Origin of the sequence: Streptomyces sp. GESEQ-35, assembly GCF_017948485.1 — a bacterium.
GTDB lineage: Bacteria > Actinomycetota > Actinomycetes > Streptomycetales > Streptomycetaceae > Streptomyces.
In genome coordinates this window covers 34,826-58,606 of sequence record NZ_JAFFSX010000023.1, presented here as the reverse complement: position 1 = coordinate 58,606, position 23,781 = coordinate 34,826, and the positions used below count along the sequence as shown (strand labels likewise).

17 protein-coding genes are annotated in these 23,781 nt (G+C 69.7%); 10 read left to right on the top strand and 7 right to left on the bottom strand.

All coding sequences use genetic code 11. The annotated features are described in order from the left end of the window. The first annotated feature begins 61 nt into the window (after window positions 1-61). Window positions 62-1,699 carry a serine/threonine-protein kinase gene (locus KCH87_RS34495; protein WP_210591515.1) on the top strand — a complete coding sequence of 546 codons (1,638 nt, stop codon included), beginning with the start codon at window positions 62-64 and terminating at the stop codon, window positions 1,697-1,699. A gap of 4 nt (window positions 1,700-1,703) precedes the next feature. Here the strand turns inward: KCH87_RS34495 and KCH87_RS34490 are convergent, their stop codons facing one another. Further along, a complete protein-coding gene (locus KCH87_RS34490; protein ID WP_210591512.1) occupies window positions 1,704-2,156 on the bottom strand; it encodes a hypothetical protein in 453 nt (150 codons plus the stop codon). Between the two features lie 96 nt (window positions 2,157-2,252). Between KCH87_RS34490 and KCH87_RS34485 the strand changes: the two genes are divergently transcribed. Next, the gene (locus KCH87_RS34485; RefSeq protein ID WP_210591509.1) at window positions 2,253-2,516 is read left to right on the top strand and encodes a hypothetical protein; all 264 of its coding nucleotides are present in this window, start codon (window positions 2,253-2,255) and stop codon (window positions 2,514-2,516) included. A gap of 34 nt (window positions 2,517-2,550) precedes the next feature. Here the strand turns inward: KCH87_RS34485 and KCH87_RS34480 are convergent, their stop codons facing one another. Beyond that, a complete protein-coding gene (locus KCH87_RS34480; protein ID WP_308298989.1) occupies window positions 2,551-5,724 on the bottom strand; it encodes a BTAD domain-containing putative transcriptional regulator in 3,174 nt (1,057 codons plus the stop codon). Window positions 5,725-5,982: 258 nt separating this feature from the next. Between KCH87_RS34480 and KCH87_RS34475 the strand changes: the two genes are divergently transcribed. After that, window positions 5,983-7,239: a hypothetical protein gene (locus tag KCH87_RS34475; protein ID WP_210591506.1), complete on the top strand. Its 1,257-nt coding sequence runs from the start codon at window positions 5,983-5,985 to the stop codon at window positions 7,237-7,239. A gap of 436 nt (window positions 7,240-7,675) precedes the next feature. Here KCH87_RS34475 and KCH87_RS34470 read toward each other — a convergent pair whose 3' ends face one another. Beyond that, entirely contained in the window at window positions 7,676-9,823 is a 2,148-nt protein-coding gene (locus KCH87_RS34470; RefSeq protein ID WP_210591503.1) for an NB-ARC domain-containing protein, read from the bottom strand. A 70-nt stretch (window positions 9,824-9,893) separates the two neighbouring features. Here KCH87_RS34470 and KCH87_RS34465 point away from each other — a divergent pair, with 70 nt between their 5' ends. The 4 genes from KCH87_RS34465 (at window position 9,894) to KCH87_RS34450 (ending at window position 15,411) form a co-directional block, all read left to right on the top strand. Beyond that, window positions 9,894-10,055, top strand: a complete 162-nt coding sequence (locus KCH87_RS34465; RefSeq protein ID WP_210591500.1) for a hypothetical protein — start codon at window positions 9,894-9,896, stop codon at window positions 10,053-10,055. 62 nt (window positions 10,056-10,117) lie between these two features. Further along, window positions 10,118-11,839, top strand: a complete 1,722-nt coding sequence (locus tag KCH87_RS34460) for a serine/threonine-protein kinase (RefSeq protein WP_210591497.1) — start codon at window positions 10,118-10,120, stop codon at window positions 11,837-11,839. 137 nt (window positions 11,840-11,976) lie between these two features. Beyond that, a complete protein-coding gene (locus tag KCH87_RS34455; RefSeq protein WP_210591494.1) occupies window positions 11,977-13,590 on the top strand; it encodes a succinic semialdehyde dehydrogenase in 1,614 nt (537 codons plus the stop codon). 42 nt (window positions 13,591-13,632) lie between these two features. Continuing rightward, window positions 13,633-15,411: a GMC family oxidoreductase N-terminal domain-containing protein gene (locus KCH87_RS34450; RefSeq protein WP_210591491.1), complete on the top strand. Its 1,779-nt coding sequence runs from the start codon at window positions 13,633-13,635 to the stop codon at window positions 15,409-15,411. 75 nt (window positions 15,412-15,486) lie between these two features. Here the strand turns inward: KCH87_RS34450 and KCH87_RS34445 are convergent, their stop codons facing one another. Continuing rightward, complete coding sequence (locus tag KCH87_RS34445; protein WP_247197254.1) at window positions 15,487-16,494, bottom strand: cell wall protein; 1,008 nt, start codon at window positions 16,492-16,494, stop codon at window positions 15,487-15,489. Between the two features lie 833 nt (window positions 16,495-17,327). Further along, window positions 17,328-17,615 (bottom strand): chorismate mutase, encoded by a 288-nt coding sequence (locus tag KCH87_RS34440; RefSeq protein WP_210591486.1) that lies wholly within the window; start codon window positions 17,613-17,615, stop codon window positions 17,328-17,330. Window positions 17,616-17,930: 315 nt separating this feature from the next. On the opposite strand from KCH87_RS34440, the gene guaA reads away from it, so the two are divergent. Next, window positions 17,931-19,511, top strand: coding sequence for a glutamine-hydrolyzing GMP synthase (gene guaA / locus KCH87_RS34435; protein ID WP_210591483.1), 1,581 nt, complete (start codon window positions 17,931-17,933; stop codon window positions 19,509-19,511). A gap of 191 nt (window positions 19,512-19,702) precedes the next feature. Here guaA and KCH87_RS34430 read toward each other — a convergent pair whose 3' ends face one another. Continuing rightward, a complete protein-coding gene (locus KCH87_RS34430) occupies window positions 19,703-20,191 on the bottom strand; it encodes a pyridoxamine 5'-phosphate oxidase family protein (RefSeq protein WP_210591479.1) in 489 nt (162 codons plus the stop codon). A gap of 139 nt (window positions 20,192-20,330) precedes the next feature. Here KCH87_RS34430 and KCH87_RS34425 point away from each other — a divergent pair, with 139 nt between their 5' ends. After that, a complete protein-coding gene (locus tag KCH87_RS34425) occupies window positions 20,331-21,131 on the top strand; it encodes a class II aldolase/adducin family protein (protein ID WP_210591476.1) in 801 nt (266 codons plus the stop codon). A 19-nt stretch (window positions 21,132-21,150) separates the two neighbouring features. Here the strand turns inward: KCH87_RS34425 and KCH87_RS34420 are convergent, their stop codons facing one another. Continuing rightward, window positions 21,151-22,035 carry a DUF4429 domain-containing protein gene (locus KCH87_RS34420; RefSeq protein ID WP_210591474.1) on the bottom strand — a complete coding sequence of 295 codons (885 nt, stop codon included), beginning with the start codon at window positions 22,033-22,035 and terminating at the stop codon, window positions 21,151-21,153. Window positions 22,036-22,353: 318 nt separating this feature from the next. On the opposite strand from KCH87_RS34420, the gene KCH87_RS34415 reads away from it, so the two are divergent. Beyond that, complete coding sequence (locus KCH87_RS34415; RefSeq protein WP_210591471.1) at window positions 22,354-23,649, top strand: hypothetical protein; 1,296 nt, start codon at window positions 22,354-22,356, stop codon at window positions 23,647-23,649. Window positions 23,650-23,781 lie beyond the last annotated feature (132 nt).

Below are 23,781 nucleotides of genomic sequence, written 5' to 3'. Positions count from 1 at the left end.
TCTGTGACCGGAATGCGTTCCCTGTGGATCCTGGAGCGCTTGCCGCGATATGCATGGAGGCATGAGCAGCAACGGGGGAGCCCCTTACGGGTCCGACGAGCCAACGAGTTTCAGTCTGCAACCGCCGAATCCGCCCGCGGCGGTGCCGCACCCCGACAACCCGTACGCGTCGCCGACCCAGGTGGTGCCGCAGCAGTCCGCGCCCGCGCAGGACCCGGGTGCCGGGCGGCTGATCGGGGGTCGTTACCGGCTGCTGGCCAAGCTCGGGCACGGCGGGATGGGCACGGTGTGGCGCGCCAAGGACGAGACGGTGGACCGTGAGGTCGCCGTCAAGGAGCCCCGTATCCCGGACCATCTTCCCGACCGTGAACGAGCCAACGCCTTTGAGCGGATGCGCCGTGAGGCGCGTGCCGCGGCCCGGCTCGACCACCCTTCGGTCGTGAACGTCCATGACGTCGCGGTCGTGGACGGCCAGCCGTGGATCGTGATGGAGCTGGTGCAGGGCCGCTCGCTGGGTGACGCGCTACAGGAGGGCACCCTCGGGGTCCGGGAAGCGGCGAGAATCGGCCTTGAGGTGCTGGGTGCGCTGGAGGCCGCGCACGCGGCGGGCATCCTGCACCGGGACGTCAAGCCGGACAACGTACTTCTCGGCCGTCACGACCGCGTCGTCCTCACTGACTTCGGCATCGCGCAGATCGAGGGCGAGACGAACCTGACCGACACCGGCGGCTTCGTCGGCTCGCCGGAGTACATCGCGCCGGAGCGGGTGCTGGGCCAACGCCCCGGCCCGGCAAGCGACCTGTGGTCCCTGGGCGTGGTCCTGTACGCGGCGACGGAGGGCGTCTCGCCGTTCCGCCGCAGCAACACCCCGGCCACCCTCCAGTCCGTCCTCAACGCCGCGCCCGCACCGCCCGCTTCGGCCTCCGGCCAGCTCGCCGAGGCCATCAACGGCCTGCTCCAGAAGGACCCGGCCCGCCGCCCGAACGCCGCGCAGACGCGTGCGCTGCTGGAGCAGGCCGCCGATCCGCCGGCGCCGGCCGCCACGCAGACCGTGCGGATCGCCGAGGGCGGCAAGGGCGGCGTCCGGCTGGGGCGCAAGGCGTTGCTCGGGATCGGTGCGGCGGTCGTCGCGGGTGCGGTGGCGGCGTATCTGGTGATCGCCGACCCGTTCGCCGGGTCCCAGCCGGACGGCTGGACGAAACGGGCGCACCCGAAGCTGGGTGTGACCCTGCAAGTGCCCGCGAGCTACCAGGCCGACAGGCCGGACGCCGACGACACGGAGAAGAACTGGGTCACCTACTCCGACTGGAGCGGCAGCCTCTGGATCGGCGTGAACCTGTACAGGAAGTCCGAGGACACCTCGAACGAGATCAAGAACTCCGCCGCGGCCGAAATGTACGCCGACAACGAGGAGTTCAAGGACCAGGGCAACTACGACTACTCCATGCCCGAAGGCGCTCGGACGAAGCCGGATCAGACCACGTACCAGGGCAGGCAGTCGGCCGAGAACACGGTCACGTACACCACGACCGACAGTCAGTACCCGCGCCCCCGCGAGCTGAAGATCTTCTACTACAAGACCTCGGCCGGCGACATGTACAAGGTGACGATCAGCTATCCGGGGAGGGGCGACTTCACGGAGCGGGGCCGCGAGGTGGCGCGGACGACGATCGCGAACCTGGACATCGGCAAGCTGTAGGCACCTAAGTGTCTTGCTGATCCGGCGCTTCGGCCCCGGCGCTGTGGATGGTCAGATTCGAGAAGGACTGTCCCTGGAACACGGGACCGTGCTGCATGCCCCCGGTGATGCTGTTGTGCACCCCACCCGTCTCACCGCTGCTCGCCGCGGCGGCGAATTCCTCGATGAAGAGATGGAGTTCGTCGGCGGCGTCGGGAGCCTGCTCCAGGAGACGGCGCAGCCGCAGCCGTACCATCGCCGTGATGTCGGAGGTGAAGTCCCCCTCGTCCGAGGTTCCGGCCACTGCTGCCAGCGTGTCACGGGACTCGTCCAAGTCCTCGTCCACGGTGGTCGCTTCGCCGGTTCGGGCGAAGAGCCGTACCACACGCTGCCTCGCCTGCTCCCATGTCTCGGTGACCATGAGACCGACCACCGTCGTTGCCCCGGTTGCCACGAGCGTCGCCAATTCCGAGTCCACAGCTCTCCTTCGGCTCTCCGCTGCCACTGGCGGTCAGACCGTCCACCGTAGGCCGGAAGCCGCCGACGTCGCCACCGCACCGCGGAATGAGCGGAGTTGACCCGCGACCTTCGCTTCTGGAGTGGCCAGCCATCTCTGGCGATCTCGCATTTACCACGCCTGTTCGTGTTCCGCAAATTCTCCCAATGTCCGCCGCTCGTTCGATATTTTCAGCGCGCCGGCGTGATCATCGGTGCCGGACAGGTTTCCCCACGAGCAATAAGGAGCACGTTGAAGACCCTGCGCAGGCTTTACATCGCCTCCCTCCCGGTGATGGGTGTCGCCTACGGGACCCTGGTGGTGTTCCGCTGGATGTGGTGACCCCGCTATAGGTCGTCGGCTCCTGGGACGGGGCTCAGGAGCCGGTCGACTCGTGTTCAGCCAGCAACTGGAGCAATTGCTCCGCCTCCGTGTCGGCGCCAAGACTTCTGTACAGGGAGACCGCCTGCTCGCCGTAACGATGGGCCAGTTGAGCGCCTCGGGATCGCAGGAAAGCCGTGCGTGTCAGTCCCGCGAGTGCCTGTGCGGAGCCCAGGGGGAACTCGATGCCCTGTGCCACCCCGAGCGCCTCCTCGTAGCCCTTGAACGCGACGTCGAGCCGACCGGCTTCCCGCTGGACCTCCGCGACCCCGATCAGGGCACGCAGCTTCTCGTAAGGATTGTCGATGCTGGTGGCGACCTGTTCCGCCATGGTGAGGTGCAGCAGTGCCTCACCGCTGAGCCCGGACTGGGCGTGGGCCATGCCCAGCCTGATCAGGGCGTCGGCCTCGCCCAGGACATCGCCGCTGCTTCGGTGGGCGGCAAGGGCTCTTCGGTAACAGGCCAGCGCGTGGTCCAAGTGGCCTGTCGCCTGGTGCACCGCACCCAGATTCGTGGCCAGGATGGCGAGGTCCTGGGGGCCGCCGTGCTCCCGCATCAGGGCCAGGGAGCGCTCGTAGCACTCGCGGGCGTCGTCGTAGCGGCCCTGGAGACACGCCAGCTCGCCACGGTTGTTGAGGGCTTGGGCCAGCCCGTACGGGTCGGGCAGTGTGGCGTAGATGTCCTGCATGAGCTGGACTCTGTTCAGGGCCGCGTCGTACTGCCCTGCGTAGTACAACACCACTCCCTGTACGTTCAGGCAGTCGGCTTCTCCGGACCGGTCGCCGACCTCGCGGTACAGCGCCAGCGACTGCTCCAGAGCACGCATCGCCGCGCCACCGTGGCCGGCGGCGAGATGGGCGCGGCCCGACTGGAGGAGGGCGTCGGCGCGGCCTTCCGCATCGCGCAGGTCCCGACAGATTGACAGGGCCTCGGTCGCGCACTGCTGGGCCTCTGCGTGACTGCGCTGTGCCAGCAGGTCCGCGCGGGCCGTCAGGGTGCGGGCGAGCGTGGACCGGTCGCCCGAGGCGCGGAGGGCGGGTAGGGCGGCGCCGAAGAGTTCGGCCGCAATGTCCCACGTTCCCCAGAGCTTGAGGGGCCTCGCCAGGACAGCCGGGAACAACGCGGCGTACTCCGGATAGCGGGCTGCCGCCGTACGCGCGACTGACAGGAGGTTGGCGCGCTCCACGGTGAGCCACACCGATGCCTCGTCCGTGTCGGAGAACTCCGGGGCGTGGTGAGACTGCTTCTCCGGGCGCAGCGGGATCGTCCGACGGTGCGGATGGGCCATACGGTCGGCTCGGTGGGCGGCGGTGAGGTGGTGGGCGAGGAGGCGGCCGACCGCTTCGCGTGAGCCCGCGTCCTGGTCCGCGAGCGCGCCGGCCTGCAGGCCGAAGGCACGGGTCAGGTCGTGCAGTCGGTAGCGTCCGCGCATTGGCTCTTCGAGGAGGCTGGAGTCCAGCAGGTCCTCGATGCATCTCTCCAGCAGCCCCGGCTCTCTTTCGAAGTCGGGGCCTGCCAGTGCGGCTGCCGCTCGGAGGGTGATGTCGGGTCCGGGGTGCAGTGAGAGGCGGCGCAGCAGCTGCCGCGAGGGGCCGCGGAGTTCGGCATACGAGAAGGAGAAGATCGCGGCGATTTGGCTGTCGAGTTCTTGGAGTGGATCGGCCGCGTGCGCCAGCCGGTCGAGCAGATCTTGGAGGAGCCATGACTCTCGGTGGCGGAAACGGCTCGCCAAGAGTTGCAGAGCCAGCGGATGGCACCCGCACGCGTCCGTGACCCGCTCCAGTGCTTGGGGCTCGGCCGACGTCCTCGACGCACCGACGATCCGGGTGAAGAGACTGGCTGCCTCCGCCCTGGACAGGGCGTCCACGCGCAGTGATGTGGCGCCGTCGAGCCCGGCCAGCCGGCTCCGGGTGGTCACGATGGCCCGACAGGTGGGTGTCCCGGGTAGCAGGGGCGTGACCTGTGTGGCGTCCTTGGCGTTGTCGAGCACCACGAGCGCGCGATGCCGCGCGGTCCACTCCCGCCACCTGGCGGCCCTCTCGTCCGGCGCCGACGGCAGTTCACCGGACCACCCGGCCGAATGCAGCAGTTGGGCCAGGGCTTCAGCCGGGTCGAGCGGCTGCTCACTGCTGTAGCCCCGCAGGTCGATGTAGAACTGGCCGTCTGGGTAAGTTGCGCAAAGGCGGTGTGCGGCGTGCACGGCCAGTGCCGTTTTGCCGATACCGGGCATGCCGTGGACCACGGTGACGGGCAGGGCGTTCGCCGCGCCGTCCGAGGTCGCCGCCGTGGACGGCGCGGCCAGCAGGATGCGCAGTTCGCCGACGCGTCCGGCGAAGTCGCGGATGTCCCGGGGCAGGCAGTTGCGGGGCTCGGCGGCGGGGGCCGCAGCCGAGGCAATGGTCTCCGTGCGCAGGAGGGTGCGGTCCTGTTCGAGCATACGGAGATGGAGTTCCTGGAGTTCCAAACCGGGCTCGATGCCCTGGCTCTCGTGCAGTCTTGCGCGCGTGTCCCGGTACACAGCGAGGGCTTCGTCGTGACGTCCGGACCGGTACAGGGCCAGCATCAGTGCGCCGATCACCTTCTGGGCGAAGGGGTTCTGTGACGCGAACTCCTGGAGTTCGCCGACGAGGTCGGCATGCCGTCCCAACTCCATTTCCAGGCCGATGCGTTCCTCGCGAACCCGGCGGTGTTCCTCTGCCAGCCGAGCACGCGCCGACAGCGCCCAGTGGTTGTCGGTGAATTCGCTCAACGGCTCGCCACGCCACAGCGATTCGGCGGTGCGCAACAGTCCGGTGGCGAGTTCGCGTTCCCCGCGTGCCGTGGCGGCCGCCGCATCCGCCCGCAGTCGCTGGAAACGCAGCAGGTCGATGTCCTCCGGGTCGGCTCGCAGTTGGTACAGCCGTAGTGAGGGCCGTCCCACCTGGGCCAGTTCGTCGCCCACAGCCCGCCGTAATCGTCCCCGTAGGCGGGAGAGGTAACTGTGCAGTGTGCCCACGGCCGTTGGCGGCGGCTCCCCGTTCCAGACCCGGTCCGTCAGCGTGTCCACGGAGACCGGTTCGCCGCGAGCGTGGATCAGCACCATCAGTACTCGGCGCTCTTGTAGGGACCCGAGTTCGTACTGCTGCCCGCCGTGCCACAGCTCGAGCGGGCCCAGAGCGAGAAGTTCCACCTTTTCCCCCGGTGGGTGGGACTGGTTCCTGTCACCTTCGGCGCTGCCGTACATGTGTGCGGAACTCAATTCACTGTTCTATGGGGTCCCGGGGTGGAGACAGGGGCGCACTGGAGCGTGATGGGCGCACAGGGGCGGTGGTTTCGCAGGAGTGCAGGATTCCTGCAAGCCCGACATCCAGCCCCCGGGGCACGCCATCGTCAACGGCCGCGCAGGACTGAGGCCGAGAAGGCATTGATGGAGAACCGGGGGACGACGATGAACGTGACAGTGCCCGAGCCGCATTGGCGACATGTGCCGGTACGGCCGGACGTCGAGCGCTGGGCCACACGCCGCACTCGCAGGCGGGTCCTGGTCGTGGTGCACACCGTGATCGCCGGGCAGCGGCTGCTCGACACGATACGTCTGCTGGAAGGGGACATCAGGGTGCAGACCTTCTTCACTCAGGCACCCGATGTGTTCGGCAATGGTGTGGCCGAGTTCCTGGACCAGCTGGGAGGTCTGGTGATGCCTTGGAGCCAGGTGGTGCAGACACACTTCGACCTTGCCCTGGCCGCGAGCCACGGCAGCCTTCACGAACTGCATGCCCCAGTGATCGTGCTCCCGCACGGGGCCGGCCACAACAAGCTCACCCCGTCCGGGCGGCCCGGCCGGCTGGTGGGGCAGCGCGGTGTGTACGGCCTCAGCAGGCAGCGGCTGGTGCGAGACGGCGCGGTGGTGCCCGAGGTGATCGTGCTGGCCCATCACGAGGAGGTGACCAGGCTCGGCCATGAATGTCCCGAGGCCCTGCCGGTGGCCGAGGTGGTGGGCGACCCGTGCTTCGACCGCATCGCTGCCAGCATTCCCTTTCGGGCGCTGTATCGGGACGCCCTGGGCGCCAGAGGCGGACAACGGCTGGTCCTCGTCTGTTCCACCTGGGGACCCGACTCGCTCCTGGGGCAGGGCTGGGGAATCCTGGAGCGGCTGGTCGGCGAACTGCCCCAGGACGAGTTCCGCATCGCCGCACTCCTGCATCCGCATGTCTGGAACGCGCACGGCGCCTGGCAGGTCCGGGCCTGGCTCGCCGGGCTGGGGCGCTCGGGCCTGGCCCTTGTCAGTCCGTACGGAGACTGGACCGGAGCGGTAGTCGCCGCCGACTACATCGTGGGCGACCATGGCTCGGTCACCCTCTACGGCGCGATGACCGGCGTGCCGGTCCTCATGGCGGGCCGGCCTGACGCGGACGTGGATCCGGGCTCGCCGCTCGCCGAACTCATGTCCTTCGCACCGCGCCTGCACGGAGACCGGCCGCTACGCCCGCAGCTCAGGCGGAGTTCGGCGACCTGCCGTGCGCATCGATACGAGCGGGTGGCATCCCGCATTTCCTCGGAACCCGGCCAGTTTTCCCGCAAGATGCGCGCGCTGCTCTACCGCAAGCTCCGGCTGCGGGCCCCTGCCATCCGCACGACGACGGACCCGGCACGTCTCCCGATCACGGTGCGTTACGGCGAACTCGGCAGCGTGGGTGCGCTGTGACGACGCTCGTAGCCGTGATGTCCTCTTTCTGGAGCACGGAGCCGCGCGACCCGGCACACCGAGTCCGTAGCGTACTGCTGGCCCCGGCCTCCGGGACGGTGACTGTGGACGAGCATGTCCGAGTGAGGCTTCCCGCGCGGGCGCGCCCGCCTTGGCTCGCCGACGTGCTGATCGAGCACGGCACGGGAGCGCGGAGGGCAGCCGAGACAGCGGTTGTCCATCCGGGGGCGCTAGTGGTGGCCGTGCACCATGGCTCCCGCTGCTGGCTCCGGTTCAGTCCGGACGGGGCGGTAGTCGAACTCGAATCACAGAGCGCCGCAGACACGGGACGGCCCGAGGAGGTGTGGGCGGCCCTTGCATCGCTCGCCCATACCTGGCTGGTGGCAGGGCTGCCCATCGAGGAGTTCGGCTTGGCGTTGCCGTATGTCCTGCAGATTCAGGCCTCCGATCTGCCGCCCTCCATCTGCCCGAGCCGACGGCGCGCGGATTCCGCTTCCTCGGATCGGGACCGGCCCACGGAGGCGTAGAGGTCCAGTGCCGCTCGGTAGTGGTCGCGGGCGGTGTGTGCGTCGCCGCGCCGCTCGGCGACCTCGGCCAGGCCGCTGACGGCGTGGGCCATCTCGTAGCGCGCCGTCATGTCACGCAGGATCGCCAGGGCCGACGACAGGTGTTCGTCGGCCTGATCGAGCCGGCCGAGAGCCAGAGACGCGCGGCCCAGGAGCAGGGTCGCGCGTGCGGCGTTGTACGTGTCGCCCTCCTCGCGAAGCGTGGTGCAAGCGGCACTGGCGTGCTGGAGAGCCGATTCGTCGTGCCCGGTGGTGAGAGCGGTATCGGCGAGGTTCAGCCGGGCCAGTGCCCCGGCTCGCCGGTCGCCGTGCTCCGGCAGCTCCGCAGCAGCGCGCCGGAACTGGTCGGTGGCTTCCGCGAGCCGTCCGAGCCGTTGCAGGGCGAGACCCCGATAGTTGAGCGTGCGGGCATGTCCGAGCTGGTCTCCGGCGTCCAGTAAGTGCCGCGCCGCGCGTTCGAACATCTCCAGGGCCCGGTCATGGTTCCCCGAGCCGAGCTGCCCCACCCCGCCGGAGGTGAGCATCCGGCACTCGGCTGCCGTGTCGCCCAGATCCTGCGCTGCCGTGAGTCCTTCCTCATGTGCGGCATGCCAATCGTCGTAGAACTTGCGCCGCAGAAAGAGGGGCCACAGTGCATCGGCCAGCTGCCAGGCGATGGTCGGGAATCCTGCGGTGCGAGCCTGGCGGATCACGGCCATCACAGCGGGCAGCTCGCGTTCCAGCCAGTCCAGAGCCGTTTGGGGGTCTCGGCCGACATCCGCGGTGACCACCGGGCCGGCGCCGTAGTCCCTGGTCATGGTGCGGTGCTGAGGGTCGATGATCTCCTCGGCCCGCGTGGTGCTCGCCAGGTAGTGGTCGGCGATGCGGCGCCGGGCCTTCGCGCGCTCCTGCGGTGGTTCGTCCTCCTGCGCCTTCGTGGTGGCATGCAGACGTACGAGATCGTGAAAGCGGTGTCGTTCGTCTCCGGCGTCCAGGAGCAAGCTCGCGTCATGCAGTGTCTCCAGTGACGCCACCGCGTCCCCTTCGGCCCCCTCAGCGCAGAGCGCCGCCGCCACCGAGCTGCTGAACTCCGGACCAGGGTGCAGGCCCAACAGCCGGTAGAGCCGGGCAGCCACAGGTGGGAGCGCCTGGTACGACAGGTCCAGGGCCGCTCGCACATCGTGGTCTCCCTCGATCGCCAGCGCATCTAGCCGGTCCCGCTCCTCGGCGAGGGCGCGCACCATCGTGGTGATACGGCGTTCCGGCCGCGCAGCGAGCCGGGCACCGGCGACCCGGACGGCCAGCGGCAGCCCGGCACACAGCTCGACCAGCCTGCGTGCGGCATCGGGCTGCGCGGCCACGCGGCCGTCGGCCAGGGTGTCCGCGAGCAGCTCCACGCCGGCTTCGGGTGCGAGTGGCTCCACCTGGACGGGGAAGCTGCCGTCGACAGTAAGTCCGGGCAGCCGGCTGCGGCTGGTCACCGCCGTCACGTTTCCGCCTGCGGGCAGCAAGGGTCGCACCTGGGCCGCGGTCGCGGCGTCGTCGAGGAGTACCACCAGACGCCGGTCGGCGGTCAAGGACCGGTACAGCGCCGTCCGTTCGGCGAGTGTCGCCGGAACCTGCTGTGCGGAGACCCCCAGAGCCCGCAGGAAGCGCCCGAGCACCTCTTCCGGATGTGCCGGGCCGTCGGGGGACTGCGCGCCGAGATCCGCGTACAGTTGGCCGCCCGGAAAATGGGGGCGTAGTGTGTGCAGCCACCTCAGGACGAGGGTGGTCTTCCCGACGCCGCCCAGACCGCTGACCGAGGCGAGTGTCGGCCGCTCCTCCCGGGTGGCACGGGACCGATGCCGCTCCAGCGCCGACAGCTCCAGCGATCGGTTGACCATACGTACGGAGGGCGGAAACTGCCAGGGTGTCTGTCTGACGGAGTCCACGTCGGAGTCGATGCGGATACCGCCGTAGACCACACCTGCCTGGATGGTCGCGCCGTGCACCGTGCCGCTCACCTCGTTGCTCGACCCGGACTCGTGTCTCCGCACTCGTGGCCCCCAGCGGTCTGTAAGTACCGATTCCCTGGTTGGATCATTTCCGTACGTGTGATCGATATCCATGGGGGACGTGATTGTCGAGGCCGGCGGGCCGCTGCCGCTGATCAGTCAGCTCATCGACGCTGAAGCCGGCGATGGTTTGCGTGCGCAGTCGGTGCTGTGGGACGGACAGCACCGCATCGACGACCACCTCGGTTTCTCCCTCCACATCTGGGCGGCCTGATCACAAGGCATCACGTCGGCATCGCGTCGACAAAGAGCCTTCCCGCACGGTAGTCATGGGACATGAGCAACGACGGGGGCGGGGCAGGTCCCAGGGGCCGGCTGGTCGGTGGGCGCTACCGGCTGGTCGAGCGCATCGGCTCCGGCGGGATGGGCACCGTCTGGCGGGCGCTCGACGAGCTCGTGGAGCGGGAAGTCGCCGTCAAGCAGCCGCGGTTGCCGGGCGACCCGGAGGACGTGGGCCATCAGCGCGCCGCCAACCGGCTCTACCGCGAGGCCCGTGCCGCCGCCCGCGTCGATCATCCCTCGGCCGTCTCCATCCATGACGTCGTCGTCGAGGACGGACTCCCCTGGATCGTCATGGAGTTGATCCGCGGGGAGTCCCTGCACGAGATGCTGCAACGCGGACCGCTGGAACCGGCCGAGTCCGCCCGTGTCGGCCTCGCCGTCCTCGGTGCCCTGCGCGCCGCGCACGCCGTCGGGATCGTCCACCGTGACGTCAAGCCGGCCAACGTCCTCCTCGGCCCGCACCGCCGCGTCGTTCTCACCGACTTCGGTATCGCCCATGTCCAGGGCGAGGAATCCCTCACCCTCAGCGGCGAGTTCGTCGGCTCCCTCGAATTCATCGCCCCCGAGCGCATGTCCGGCCGCGGCGCCGGTCCCGCCTCCGACCTGTGGTCCCTGGGCGTGCTGTTGTACGCGGCCGTCGAAGGGTGGTCCCCCTTCCGTCGTACGACCCTGGAGTCCACCCTCGCTGCGATCCTCTCCACCGACCCGCCCGAGCCCAAGCAGGCCGGACCACTCGGGTCGCTCATCGTGCGCATGCTGGTGAAGGAGCCCGAGCAGCGGCCGGAACCGGACGAGGTCGGCAAGGTCCTGGAGGCGGCGGCCGGACGGTGGCCGACGGCCGACGCGAGCGAGGCGCCCGTGACGGAGGCTCAGGACGCCTCCGAGCTACAGGAGTTCGCCGACGACGTCGGGACGGTACGGCTGGGAGGCGAGGCCCCGGTACCGGTCCCGGCAAAGGCACCGGACGCCACACCGGAGCCCGCTCCGCAGGAGCCGCAGCCCGACGCGGAGGAGCCACGGCCCACCCCCGACAGCACCCCCACCCCTGAGACCGCCCCCACCCCCGAGACCACCTCCGCCTCCCACTCCCGCCGCCCCGCCCTCCTCCGCCACCCCCTCCCCGCCGCCCTGCTCGGTGCCCTCCTCGCCGGCGGTATCTGGCTCGGCACCTCCCTCGTCGACGACAACGATGGCGGAGCGGCGGCCGGAGGCACCCCCTCGGCCCCCGGCGTCGAACAGTCCAGCCCCACGTCCGCGCCCTGGACCGCGTATCCCGAGGAGGAGATGAGCGCCGTCCTCTCCGTCCCGACCGGCTACGACGAGTACGCCCGGCAGGGCAACGCCGGCAACCAGCCGCGGATCGTGATCTACGCGGACGACAGCGAGACCGTCCAGATCCGCCTCACCCAGTGGGACAAGGCGCCCCGCTCCCCGATGGGCCAGGCGCAGGAGGCGCACGCCGGCTGGGACAGCTACAAGGGGGACGCGCGGACGCAGTACACGCGCACCACCGTCGACGGTCACGAGGCCGTACTCGCCGACACCACCTACGACCTGAAGGAATACCCCACGCGGGTCATGGAGCTGATGATCCTCACCGACGACAGCCGTATGTACGAGCTGCGCGTGGACATGCCCAAGGGGACGGCGGACGAGAAGAAGGGCACGGCGGCGTTCAAGGGCGCCCGTGACCGTCTCGAGATCGGAACGAACTGAACGACCGCTGATCCTCCCAGGCCAACGCCCTGATCAGCGCATTTGTTGCCAGTGATCGCTGGCGCCGTGTGAGCAGTCGGTGAATCCCTATTACCGCCGGGTACACAAAGCCTCCGCTCCGGAATACCCTGCGGCTCATGACGGACTCGCAGGCCCCGGAAAAGACCGGCACCAACCCGCTCGCCCCCGCTCCCGCGGGCGCCCGTACCGCCGCCGACGTGGTCACCCCCGAGCTGATCGCACAGCTCACCAAGGGCGTGGCCGGATCCGGCCGGACCGCCAGCCACACGCCGTTCACCGGCGAGAAGCTGGCCGACCTGCCCGAGTCCACGCCAGAGGATGTGCGGCAGGCCTTCGAGGCGGCCCGCAACGCCCAGTCCGTCTGGGCCCAGGTTCCGGTACGGCAGCGTGCCGCCGCCCTGCTCCGCTTCCACGACCTGGTGCTGGAACGCCAGGCCGAGGTCCTCGACCTCATCCAGCTGGAGACCGGCAAGGCGCGTCTGCACGCCCACGAGGAGGTGCAGGCCGTCGCGGTCGCGGCCCGCCATTACGGCCGTAGGGCTCCCGCGTATCTGAGGCCCAAGGGGCACACCGGCGCCATCCCCGTGCTCACCCGCGTCACCGAACTACGCCATCCGCGAGGCGTCGTGGGCCAGATCGCCCCCTGGAACTACCCCCTGGAGCTGTCGGTCGGCGACGCGCTGCCCGCCTTCGTCGCGGGCAACGCGGTCGTCATGAAGCCGGACACGGAGACGTGCCTCACGGCGCTGTGGGCCCGGGACCTGCTGATCGAGGCCGGACTGCCCGCCGATGTCTTCCAGGTCGTCCTCGGCGAGGGTCCCGTCGTCGGCCCCGAGATCGTCAAGCACGCCGACTACGTCTCGTTCACCGGCTCCACCCGCACCGGCCGCGAGGTCGCCCAGGGCGCCGCCGCCCGGCTGGTCGGCGTCTCCCTCGAACTCGGCGGCAAGAACGCCATGCTGGTCCTCGACGACGCCGACATCGACAAGGCGGCGGCGGGCGCGGTGCGCGCGTGCTTCTCCTCGGCCGGTCAACTCTGCATCTCCATCGAGCGGTTGTACGTCCATGAGTCGATCGCCGACGCCTTCGTGGCGCGCTTCGCCGCCCGCACGAAGGCGATGCGGCTCGGCAGGTCCCTCGCGTACGGCGCCGACATGGGGTCGCTGGTCGGCGAGCGCCAGCTGGAGACCGTGACGAGGCACGTCGACGAGGCCGTCGAGAAGGGCGCGAAGGTCGTCGCGGGCGGAGTGGCCCGCCCGGACATCGGCCCGTACTTCTTCGAGCCGACCATCCTCGACGGCGTGACGGAACCCATGTCGGTCTGCACGGAGGAGACCTTCGGCCCGGTCGTGTCGATCTACCGCTTCCAGACCGAGGACGAGGCCGTCGAACTCGCCAACTCCACGCCGTACGGCCTGAACTCCTCCGTCTGGACGCAGAACGGCAGCCGCGGCCGCGCGGTCGCCGCCCGTCTGCGTACCGGCACGGTCAACGTCAACGAGGGCTACGCGTCCGCGTACGGCAGCGTCCAGTCCCCCATGGGCGGCATGAAGGACTCCGGCCTCGGCCGCCGCCACGGCTCCGAGGGCATCCTCAAGTACACCGAGGCCCAGACGGTGGCCCAGCAGCGGCTGCTGCCGATGGCGCCTTCGTTGGGGATGGACGACGAGAGGTACGCGCAGTTCATGAGCCGCAGCCTGAGGCTGATGAAGGCGTTCCGCTTCCGCTAGAACTCACCGGTTCCCACCACCGGTTCTCAATGAGGAGAACAAGTGCACCAGGACGCGTACGACTACGACGTCATCGTCGTCGGTTCCGGCTTCGGCGGTTCCGTCACCGCCCTCCGCCTCACCGAGAAGGGCTACAACGTCGGCGTCCTGGAAGCCGGCCGCCGCTTCACCCGCGACACCCTCCCCAAGAACTCCTGGGACCTGAAGAACTACCTCTGGGCCCCGAAACTCGGCATGTACGGCATCCAGCGCATCCACCTGCTGGGCAACGTCATGGTCCTCGCCGGCGCAGGCGTGGGCGGCGGCTCGCTCAACTACGCCAACACCCTCTACGTACCGCCGAAGCCGTTCTTCGAGGACCCCCAGTGGCGTGACATCACCGACTGGCAGGAGGAGTTGAAGCCGTACTACGACCAGGCCCAGCGCATGCTCGGCGTACGGCTCAACCCGACCATGACCCCGTCGGACGTGCACCTGAAGGCGGCCGCCGAGCACATGGGCGTGGGGGACTCCTTCCACATGGCGCCGGTCGGCGTGTTCTTCGGGGACGGCAAGGACGCCGACGGGAGCACGAAGGCGGCGCCCGGCGAGCAGACCGGGGACCCGTACTTCGGTGGCACGGGCCCGGTGCGCAAGGCGTGCACCGAGTGCGGGGAGTGCATGACGGGTTGCCGTCACGGGGCGAAGAACACCCTGAACGAGAACTACCTCTACCTCGCCGAGAAGGCGGGCGCGGTCGTGCACCCCATGACGACGGTCGTCTCGGTCACGGACGACTCGCAGGGCGGGTACGCGGTGGCCACGTTGTCCACGGACAACAAGAAGAAGGACGAGGGCCGCACCTTCAAGGCCCGCCGAGTCGTCCTCGCCGCCGGCACCTACGGCACCCAGACGCTGCTGCACCGCATGAAGACGACCGGCCAACTCCCGTACCTGTCACGGCGGTTGGGTGAACTGACCCGGACCAACTCCGAGGCCCTGGTCGGCGCGCAGACCGACAACCGGCGCTACCGCAAGGTCACCGGCGAGCGGAAGGTCGACTTCACACGCGGTGTCGCCATCACGTCCTCGATCCACCCGGACGCGAACACCCATATCGAGCCGGTCCGTTACGGCAAGGGCTCCAACTCCATGGGCGGCCTGTCGATCCTCCAGGTCCCGTACGCCGAGGGCAGCTCGCGCGTCGCGGCCTGGCTGAAGAACGCCGCGCGCCACCCGCTGCTGGTGCTCCGCTCCCTCTCCAACCGGCGCTGGTCGGAGAAGACCATCATCGGCCTGGTGATGCAGTCGCTGGACAACTCCCTGACGACGTATCTCAAACCGGACGGCGTGGGCAAAGGCCTGCTGACCGCCCGCCAGGGTCATGGTGCCCCCAACCCCAAGCAGATCAGGGCGGCTTCGGAGGGCGCGTCGGCGATCGCGGAGTCGATCAACGGCTTCGCGGGCTCCAACGTCGGCGAACTGATGGGCACCCCGCTCACCGCCCATTTCCTCGGCGGCTGCCCGATCGGCGACTCACCCGAGACCGGCGTGATCGACCCGTACCACCGCCTCTACGGCCACCCCGGCATCTCCGTCGTCGACGGCGCCGCGGTCTCCGCCAACCTCGGCGTGAACCCCTCCCTCACCATCACCGCCCAGGCCGAGCGGGCGATGTCGTACTGGCCCAACGAGGGCGAGGCGGACCCGCGTCCCGCGCAGGGTGTGCCGTACGAGCGTCTGAAGCCGGTCGAGCCGAAGTCGCCGGTCGTCCCGGCGGACGCGTTCGGCGCGCTGAAGCTGCCGTTCCTGGGGATACCGGCCGTGCCGCCGAAGGCCTGAAAAGGGACAGACAGAAAGAAGGACCTGCACCCCCCTCCGAGCGCAGGTCCTTCTCTGTCTTGCGGCAAGCTCCGGTTACGCGTTCGCCCCGGCCTTCCGGCGGCGCATCGCGAACACCGCACCCGCACCGGCGACGATCGCGACGCCGCTGACCAGGCCGATGGTCGGCAGTGCGGAGTTGGCGCCCGTGTCGGCGAGGTTGCCGGTCGGCAGGTCGGAGATGCTGCCCTGCGGCTTCTTCACCGAGCCCTTGCTGCCCTTGTCGCTCGGCGGGGCGGTACCCGGGTCCGGGTTGGCCGAGCCGGCCTTCAGGACCTCGAAGTCGTACTGTGCCCAGCCCTCGGCGATGCAGTCCTGGCCGTCGACGTTGTCGAGGTAGGCGCCGGAACCGAAGGAGTAGGCGTCACCGGCGGGGGCCTTGGCGTCGATGCTGACGCGCAGGTCGACGCTCTGGCTGGCCTTCGACTTCAGCGAGTCGACGCCGAAGAAGTAGTCGCCGGCCCACTCGGAGTTCCCGATCCGGTCCCAGGAGCCGGACTCGGGGTTCTTGAACTCCAGGTCGACGTACGGGCTCAGGAACTTCGCCTCGTCGATCTCGTAGTTCTCGATCTCGGCGTAGAAGGCGACGCCCTCGACATCGGTGCTGGACTCGTTGGTGACGACCAGCTCGAAGGCGTGGTAGCCGTCACCCGCGACGATCTTGCCCGGCAGGCCCTTGATGTCCGCGGACACCTTGGCGTCGGTGAAGTCCTCGTCGAGGTCCTCGCAGTACGGGACGGTCGGGTCCGACGGGTCCTCGCTCGGCTCGGCCGGCTCCGAGGGGTCGGGCTCGCCCGACTCGCTCTCGGTGGGCGTGGCGCTCCCGCTCGGCACCGAGGTCGTCGGGGTGCCGGTGGGCGGCGCGGTGCCCGTCGGGAGTGTGGTGTCGGTCGGCGTCGCCGTGGCCGGGTCGCTCGGGGTGCCGGAGGGCGTCTCGGGGACGGACTCGCTGGCAGTCGGGGTGGCCGGCTCGTCCGCGAACGCGGCGGGCGCGGACAGCAGCGCGAGCGGGGCTATGGCGGCCGTCGCAGCCGCGGCAGCCATGGCACGACGAAGCTTCATGCAGACCTCGAGTAGTCCGGGTGGGCTGCCGGTCGGCAGCGCGCGGTGGGTGGAGAGCCTCGCGCGGTACGGCGCGGGTGTGGCCCTTGATACGCATGGTTTGATCCACGAACCCTGTGAATGGTTGTCCTGCACTTCACAGAATTCTTATGTGGCCTGGGTCACACCCGTTCGAGGGGGATGTGCGTCCGCCAACTGCACGTACCAAAGCGAAGGGCCCCGCGGGCTTGAGCCGCGGGGCCCTTCTTTGGTCAGCACCGACGTCAGGGCAGCGCCGGTGCCTGGGTAGCGGCGCCGGGGGGTTGCGCCGCTGGCCTTGTGTGCCCTGGGTCGCCGACCCGGCGCGTACGGGGCGCGCGGATGGTCTGGACCTCTGGCAGTGAGCCAGTGCAAGGCAATGCAGTTGTTCGTGGCGGGACTTGGGGCTTTCTACGCATCGTGCTGGATGGGCGGGACCTCCGCAACCTTTTGACCCATCCTCGTACGGTCACTTGGCCGTATCCGGAGGCGGTCCAGAGCTGGTCATGGGGCGGTCCTGGTGTGTTGCCCGCCGGACGGCCCCGGGCGTCCCCGGAGCCGACCGTTTCCCTTGGGTGACCGGGCTGCTGTCCCCTGCCGTCCGGTCACCTGACCGGAGCGAGGTCCCACGACGCACAGCACGATCCGTACGTCTCATCGCTCCAGGTGAGCCACGCGTGGTTCTTCGGGCCCGCCCCTGGCTGGCACGGACACCGGGACCAACGAAGCGTTTTGCGCACCGGTCACGCGCCGTACGGGTGAGAGGACATGCGTACGTCTGTGCCGGGAACGCGGATTCAGACCTTCCCGCGGCACAGCTCCAGCAGCGTCATCGCCAGCCTGGTGCCCGGCTTGCCCAGCGCCTCCCTGTAGTGGCCGAGGATCTCCATCTCGCGGGAGAGGTTCACGCGTCGGCCGCCGGAGGCGATCCGGGCTTCCTGGATGACGGCGGAGACCGCCATCCGTTCCTGGATCAGGCCGATGATCCGGTCGTCGAGAGCGTCGATGCGCTCACGGGCGCCGGTGATCGTGTCGGCGGCCTCGGGGGTGTGCGCGCCGGTCTTCTCCGCTGCGGTGGCGGTCATGTCGGGGCTCCTCTGTAGGGATGGGGCAGGGTGCCCCGGATCGGCAGGACCCGGAAAACGTCAGGCGCCCCGGGCCTTGTCAGCCCGGGGCGCCTGGGAAGTCGCTTGTCAGTAGCTCAAGCGGCACGACCATGGCAGCCGGCGGGCCGGGTGCCATAGGTAAAGACGAAGGTCGTCGTGTGCGAGAGCATGGGGTCAGTATGCCGTGGCCGTCGGTGACGGCAAACCCGGTTCGCATCCTGAGACGGCAGCCGTGCACCCGGGCGCCGTTAGAATCGGTGGCACAGCCCCTGTCAAGCCGCCGGAAGGCAACCCGTGTCATCAGCGACTCCCGCTGCCGCCGCTCCCGACACCGTTCTGGTCGTCGACTTCGGCGCGCAGTACGCCCAGCTCATCGCCCGTCGCGTCCGCGAGGCCCGGGTCTACAGCGAGATCGTGCCGAGCACCATGCCGGTGGCGGAGATGCTCGCCAGGAACCCGGCGGCGATCATCCTCTCCGGTGGCCCCTCCTCGGTGTACGCGGAGGGCGCCCCGCGGCTCGACCGCGCGCTCTTCGAGTCCGGCGTCCCCGTCTTCGGCATGTGCTACGGCTTCCAGCTCATGGCCACGACCCTCGGCGGCACGGTCGACAACACGGGGGCGCGCGAGTACGGCCGTACGCCCCTGCATGTCAGCAAGTCGGGCTCCACCCTCTTCGAGGGCACCCCGGCCGAGCAGCCGGTGTGGATGTCGCACGGCGACGCCTGCTCCGCCGCCCCCGAGGGCTTCACCGTCACCGCGTCCACGGACGTCGTCCCGGTCGCCGCCTTCGAGAACGACGAGAAGAAGCTGTACGGCGTCCAGTACCACCCGGAGGTCATGCACTCGACGCACGGCCAGCAGGTGCTGGAGCACTTCCTGTACCGGGGCGCGGGCCTGACCCCGTCCTGGACCACGGGCAACGTGATCGAGGAGCAGGTCGCCGCCATCCGCGAGCAGGTCGGCGACAGACGCGCCATCTGCGGGCTGTCCGGCGGCGTGGACTCCGCGGTCGCCGCCGGCCTGGTCGCTAAGGCCATCGGGTCCCAGCTGACCTGCGTGTACGTCGACCACGGCCTGATGCGCAAGGGCGAGAGCGAGCAGGTCGAGAAGGACTTCGTCGCCGCCACCGGCGTGCAGCTGAAGGTCGTGGACGCGGAGGAGCGCTTCCTGAAGGCGCTCGCCGGAGTCAGCGACCCGGAGGAGAAGCGGAAGATCATCGGGCGGGAGTTCATCCGCGTCTTCGAGCAGGCGCAGGCCGAGATCATCGCGGACGAGGGTCCGGCGGTGGAGTTTCTCGTCCAGGGGACCCTGTACCCCGATGTGGTCGAGTCCGGCGGCGGCACCGGCACCGCCAACATCAAGTCCCACCACAACGTCGGCGGGCTGCCGGAGGACCTCGAGTTCCAGCTGATCGAACCGCTGCGCAAGCTGTTCAAGGACGAGGTCCGGATGGTCGGCCAGGAGCTGGGCCTGCCGGACGAGATCGTCCAGCGCCAGCCGTTCCCGGGTCCGGGACTGGGCATCCGTATCGTCGGCGAGGTGACGAAGGAGCGGCTCGACCTGCTCCGTGACGCCGACGCCATCGCCCGCGAGGAGCTGACCGCGGCCGGCCTCGACCGTGACATCTGGCAGTGTCCGGTCGTCCTGCTCGCGGACGTCCGCAGCGTCGGCGTCCAGGGCGACGGCCGCACATACGGCCACCCGATCGTGCTGCGCCCGGTGTCCAGTGAGGACGCGATGACGGCCGACTGGTCGCGGCTGCCGTACGACGTGCTCGCGAAGATCTCGACCCGGATCACCAACGAGGTCGCCGACGTCAACCGCGTCGTGCTCGACGTGACGTCGAAGCCGCCGGGGACGATCGAGTGGGAGTGAGCCCTAGGGCCTGTCCGGCGGATCAGGCCGCAGGAAAGCCGCGGCACCCTGGTCGTCGCCGGTGAGCGGGGTCTGGTGCGTGCAGCTGCAAGGCGGAGGAGGGAGTCGACGCGGAGCGTCGGCGACCGACGACAACGCGGCAGATGGGCGTGCCAGACCCCGCGTCTGCGGCATGATCCGCCGGACAGGCCCTAGGTGCGCTTGAGCAGGCGCAAGGGCTCTGAGGGCTTCCAGACCTCGACGACCAGGTACTTGTCGTCCTCGACGTAGGTCCGTACGACCTCCGTCAGCTCGGTGCGGAAGAGGTGGAACGGCTCCGGCGGTTCCACCTCTTCGGTGTATCCGGCCTTGACCTCCGGGTCGGTGACCTCGATCGCCCTCCCGCTGATCCGCACATCGCCCCCGCCCATCGACTGCCCCTCCCCGGGGTTCGCCTGGAGCGCGAAACGCGGGTCGCGGCGCAGGTCGAGGGCCTTGAGGGAGTCCGGCATCATGCCGAGCCAGAGCTCGCCGTTCAGGAAGCGGACCTCAAGGCCGGTGGTGCGCGGGGAGCCGTCCTTGCGGAGGGTGGCGAGGACATGGTGGGTGAAGGCACCGAAGCGTTCCTCCACGCGTTTGGCGAGGTCCGGCTCGGCGGCGGTGAGGGCTGCCCAGTTTGCTGTCGTACCGCTCGCAGTCATACGTCGAGTGTGGCTGCGATACCCGACACCTTCTGTCCGATTTATTTTGCGCGCCTCTTCTTTACAAATCAGCCCTGTTCACTTGCGCTGACCGACGGTAACTTCCGCCCCGTAAAGGAACCCAGTGCAGGAGGAACCTATGCACGGGCCCACGCCGCCCACGCCCACGCCGCTGCCCACCGACCGGCTGCGGTTCGCCATGCCGCCGATGCACGAGTCGGTCGACGACGAACGTCGGCATCGCAAGGAGCGGCTCGCGGGCGCGCTGCGGATCTTCGGGCGGCTCGGCTTCGAGGACGGCGTCTCGGGGCACATCACCGCGCGCGACCCGGAGTACAGCGACTGCTTCTGGGTCAATCCGTTCGGGATGCCGTTCAAGCACGTCACCGTGAGCGACCTGGTGCTGGTCAACGCCGACGGGCAGGTGATCGAGGGCCGCTATCACGTCAACCAGGCCGCGTTCACCGTGCACGCGCAGGTGCACGCGGCCCGGCCGGACGTCGTAGCGGTCGCGCACTGCCATTCGGTGTACGGCCGGGCGCTGTCGGCCCTCGGCGATCTGCTGGACCCGCTCACACAGGAGAGCTGCGCCTTCTACGAGGACCACGCCCTGTACGACGCCTACACCGGGGTCGCCGTGGACGCGGAGGAGGGGCGCCGGATCGCCGCCGCACTCGCCTCCCGCAAGGCGCTGGTTCTGCGCAACCACGGGCTGCTGACGGTGGGGGACTCGGTCGATGCGGCGGCCTGGTGGTTCCTGTCGCTGGAGCGGTCCTGCAAGGTACAGCTGACGGCGAAGGCCGCCGGGCGGCCGATCCTCATCGACCACAAGGCCGCGGTGGCGACGCGGGAGCAACTGGGCGGGGATCTCGTGGCGTGGATCAACTATCAGCCGTTGTGGCAGGACGTCAGCCGGAGCGAGCCGGACCTGCTGAGCTGACGCCTCGGGCTCGTACGGCTCAAAAGCCCCGCAGTACCGCCGCCTTGGTCATCGCGAACTCCTCGTCCGTGAGCACGCCGTCGCGGTGCAGCTCGCCCAGCTCCCGCAGCCGTCGCAGGAGTACGTCGTGGTGGTCGGCCTGCGGCGGTACGGACGCCGCCAGCCGAGGGCGCTCCGCATAGTCGCTGCCGGTGCGGGTCGACGGGTGCGGGAGCCTCGCGGTGACCGCGGTGGCGACCAGGGCGGTGAGCAGGTCGCGGCGAGCGCTGCCCCAGAGGTCCAGGGCGTACGGGTCCTTCTCCGGCGGCAGTTTGGAGAACACCGTCTCGCGGGTCACGAAGCGCAGAAAGCCGTCCTCGTAACCGGAGTTGGGCAGCCACTCGACCTGTAGGAGGTCGCCGATGCCGATGATCCGCGGGCCCGTCGCGCGTTTGACGCGGTCGGAGGAGTCGGACCAGTCGATCCGCACCTGCGTGCCGTCGAAGGAGACCGTGCCGTCGGAGGACCGGACCGAGACGGGTACCGGAGGGCCGGGCAGGAGGTAGGTCTTCGTCGGGTCGCCCGGGATCTGGTCCAGGAGCAGCGCGTGGCGGATCTCCTCGGCCACGTACTCGGCGACCCCGGAGCGGTCGATGTCCACGACGAGCCGGTACGGGTCCGCCGGGTCGGGCAGCCTGCCGCCCGTCGCCTGGAGGAGGGGGTCGGCGCCCTCTCTCAGCCGCATCCGGAGCCGGCCACGCTTGCGTTCGGGCTCGAAGACGATGCCGGAGATGGCCTCCAGCGGCACGGCGATCTCTCCGTACGTCTGCCGGAACAGCGGCACGGAGCGGTGCAGGCCTGGCGTGATCCTGACCGTGCTGCCGTCGAAGGCCCAGGTCCCGTCGCGCTGGATGATCTCGGCCATAGGGAAATTCTCGCAGCAGGGTCAACACGGCGGGCCCCCCTTCCCCCGCGGTGACCAGACCTGTCGGACGGGGGGTGGGTGGCGTAGGGCACAATTCGCTGTCGTCGTAGGGGGTGCGGGGGCGTGCGCCGGGGGGCGGGGCTCGGTCATCGGGTGAGTGTGCGGTTGTTGTGTGTGTACGGGGTTGGGTGGGGTGCGCGGGGTTGAGTGGGGCGTGCAGGGTTGGGTGGGGCGTGCGGATCGTGGGTTCGTGCGGGTTCGGATCGAGGCGTACGGCTCGTGGGTTCGTGCGGGTTCTGAGGAAGGCGGGCGTCGGTCATGGCAGTGCAGGAGGCGAGGCAGGGTGGGGGCGCTGACGTGGGCGGACGTACAGGCGGGCACGAGGGGGGCTGCACGTGCGGGGACTGTCCGCACGGGGCCCGTGCGGGGCATCGGCGTGCCGTCGCCGAATTCCTGCTGAAGCGGGACGAGTTCGCGGCGGGGCACGGTCTGCCCGCAGCCGTGGCCCACTCCGCCTCGGCCTCCCGCCAGTGGGTCTCCGAGGAGTTGACCCAGTCCGCGGAACTCGTCGCCGAACGCGGCCGTGCCGAGGGCGAGGCCTGGCTCGTACGCCTGTGGTGGCGTACGGCCTGTGCCGTGTGGGTGCTGGTCGTGCTGCTGCTCCTTGCACAGGCGCTCACCGCGATCGGCGCCGGCTGGACGGCCGCTCGGACCGCCGGGTTGCTCGCCGCGCTGGTCGTGGCCGGGGCGCTGACGACGGCGTCGTGGTTCCACCGGGCGCGCGGTGGTGCGCTCGCGCCGGTCATCGGTGACGACAACCGGCTGTCCACGTCCCGTGCGGTGGCCGGGGCGTGGGTGCTGTTCTTGGCGTACGCGGTGCTGGTGCTGGCCGGTCGTCTGGCGGCGGCCTCCGGACACGAGGAGCGTGACGCGGTGATCGCCGGACTCGAACTCGCCCGGGGCGCGGGGGTCGTGACGGTGCTCGCCGTGGCGTGCGCGATCGCGGTGCTGGTACGGCGGGTTGTCGGCGTGCGGGTGCTGGGGCAGCGGCTCCAGAAGGTGCAGGCGGATCGGCCCCGAGCGGCTGATCTGCTGACGGACGACTCGGGGCGGGGTGCGTTCGCCGACATTCAGTACGTCGTGATCAGCGGGGTCGCGTTGCTGTTCGCGGCGGTGCGGTTGGCGCGGCGGCCGGATCAGTTGCCCGATCTGCCATGGGGGTTGGCGGTGGTGGTGCTGGTCTCGGCGGCGACCTATGTGGCCGGGAAGTACGCGGAGGGGGGCAAGCCGGTGATTCTGTCGGTGGTGCGGTCTCGGGAGGCCGGAGATCTGGACGGGCCCATCCGCACCGGTGACGACATCGAGATCCGGGGGGCCGGGTTCGTGCCGCCGGGGGCGCAGGGTGCGGCTCGGCTGTCGCGGATGGTCGTCCGGATCGGTGCGGTGCATGTGCATGTGCCGTTGGTGCCGGTGAGCGGGGGCTTCAGCAATCCCACGGACGCGGTGCTGACGGTGCCGGTGCCGGCGGATGTGGAGCCGGGCCGGGCGGAGGTACAGGTGGTGACCGCTGCGGGCGTGGAGACGAACCGGTACGCGATCGATGTGACGGACTGAGCGGCCCACCTGCCTCAGAAGCCGGACCAAGTCGGGAAAACTGGTCCGGACGGGGTTGAGCGGCTCAGCCTCTTCGTGCGTATGGTCTTTTGAGGGGTCACGTCACATGCGGGCGAGAGGCGGCTACGACCG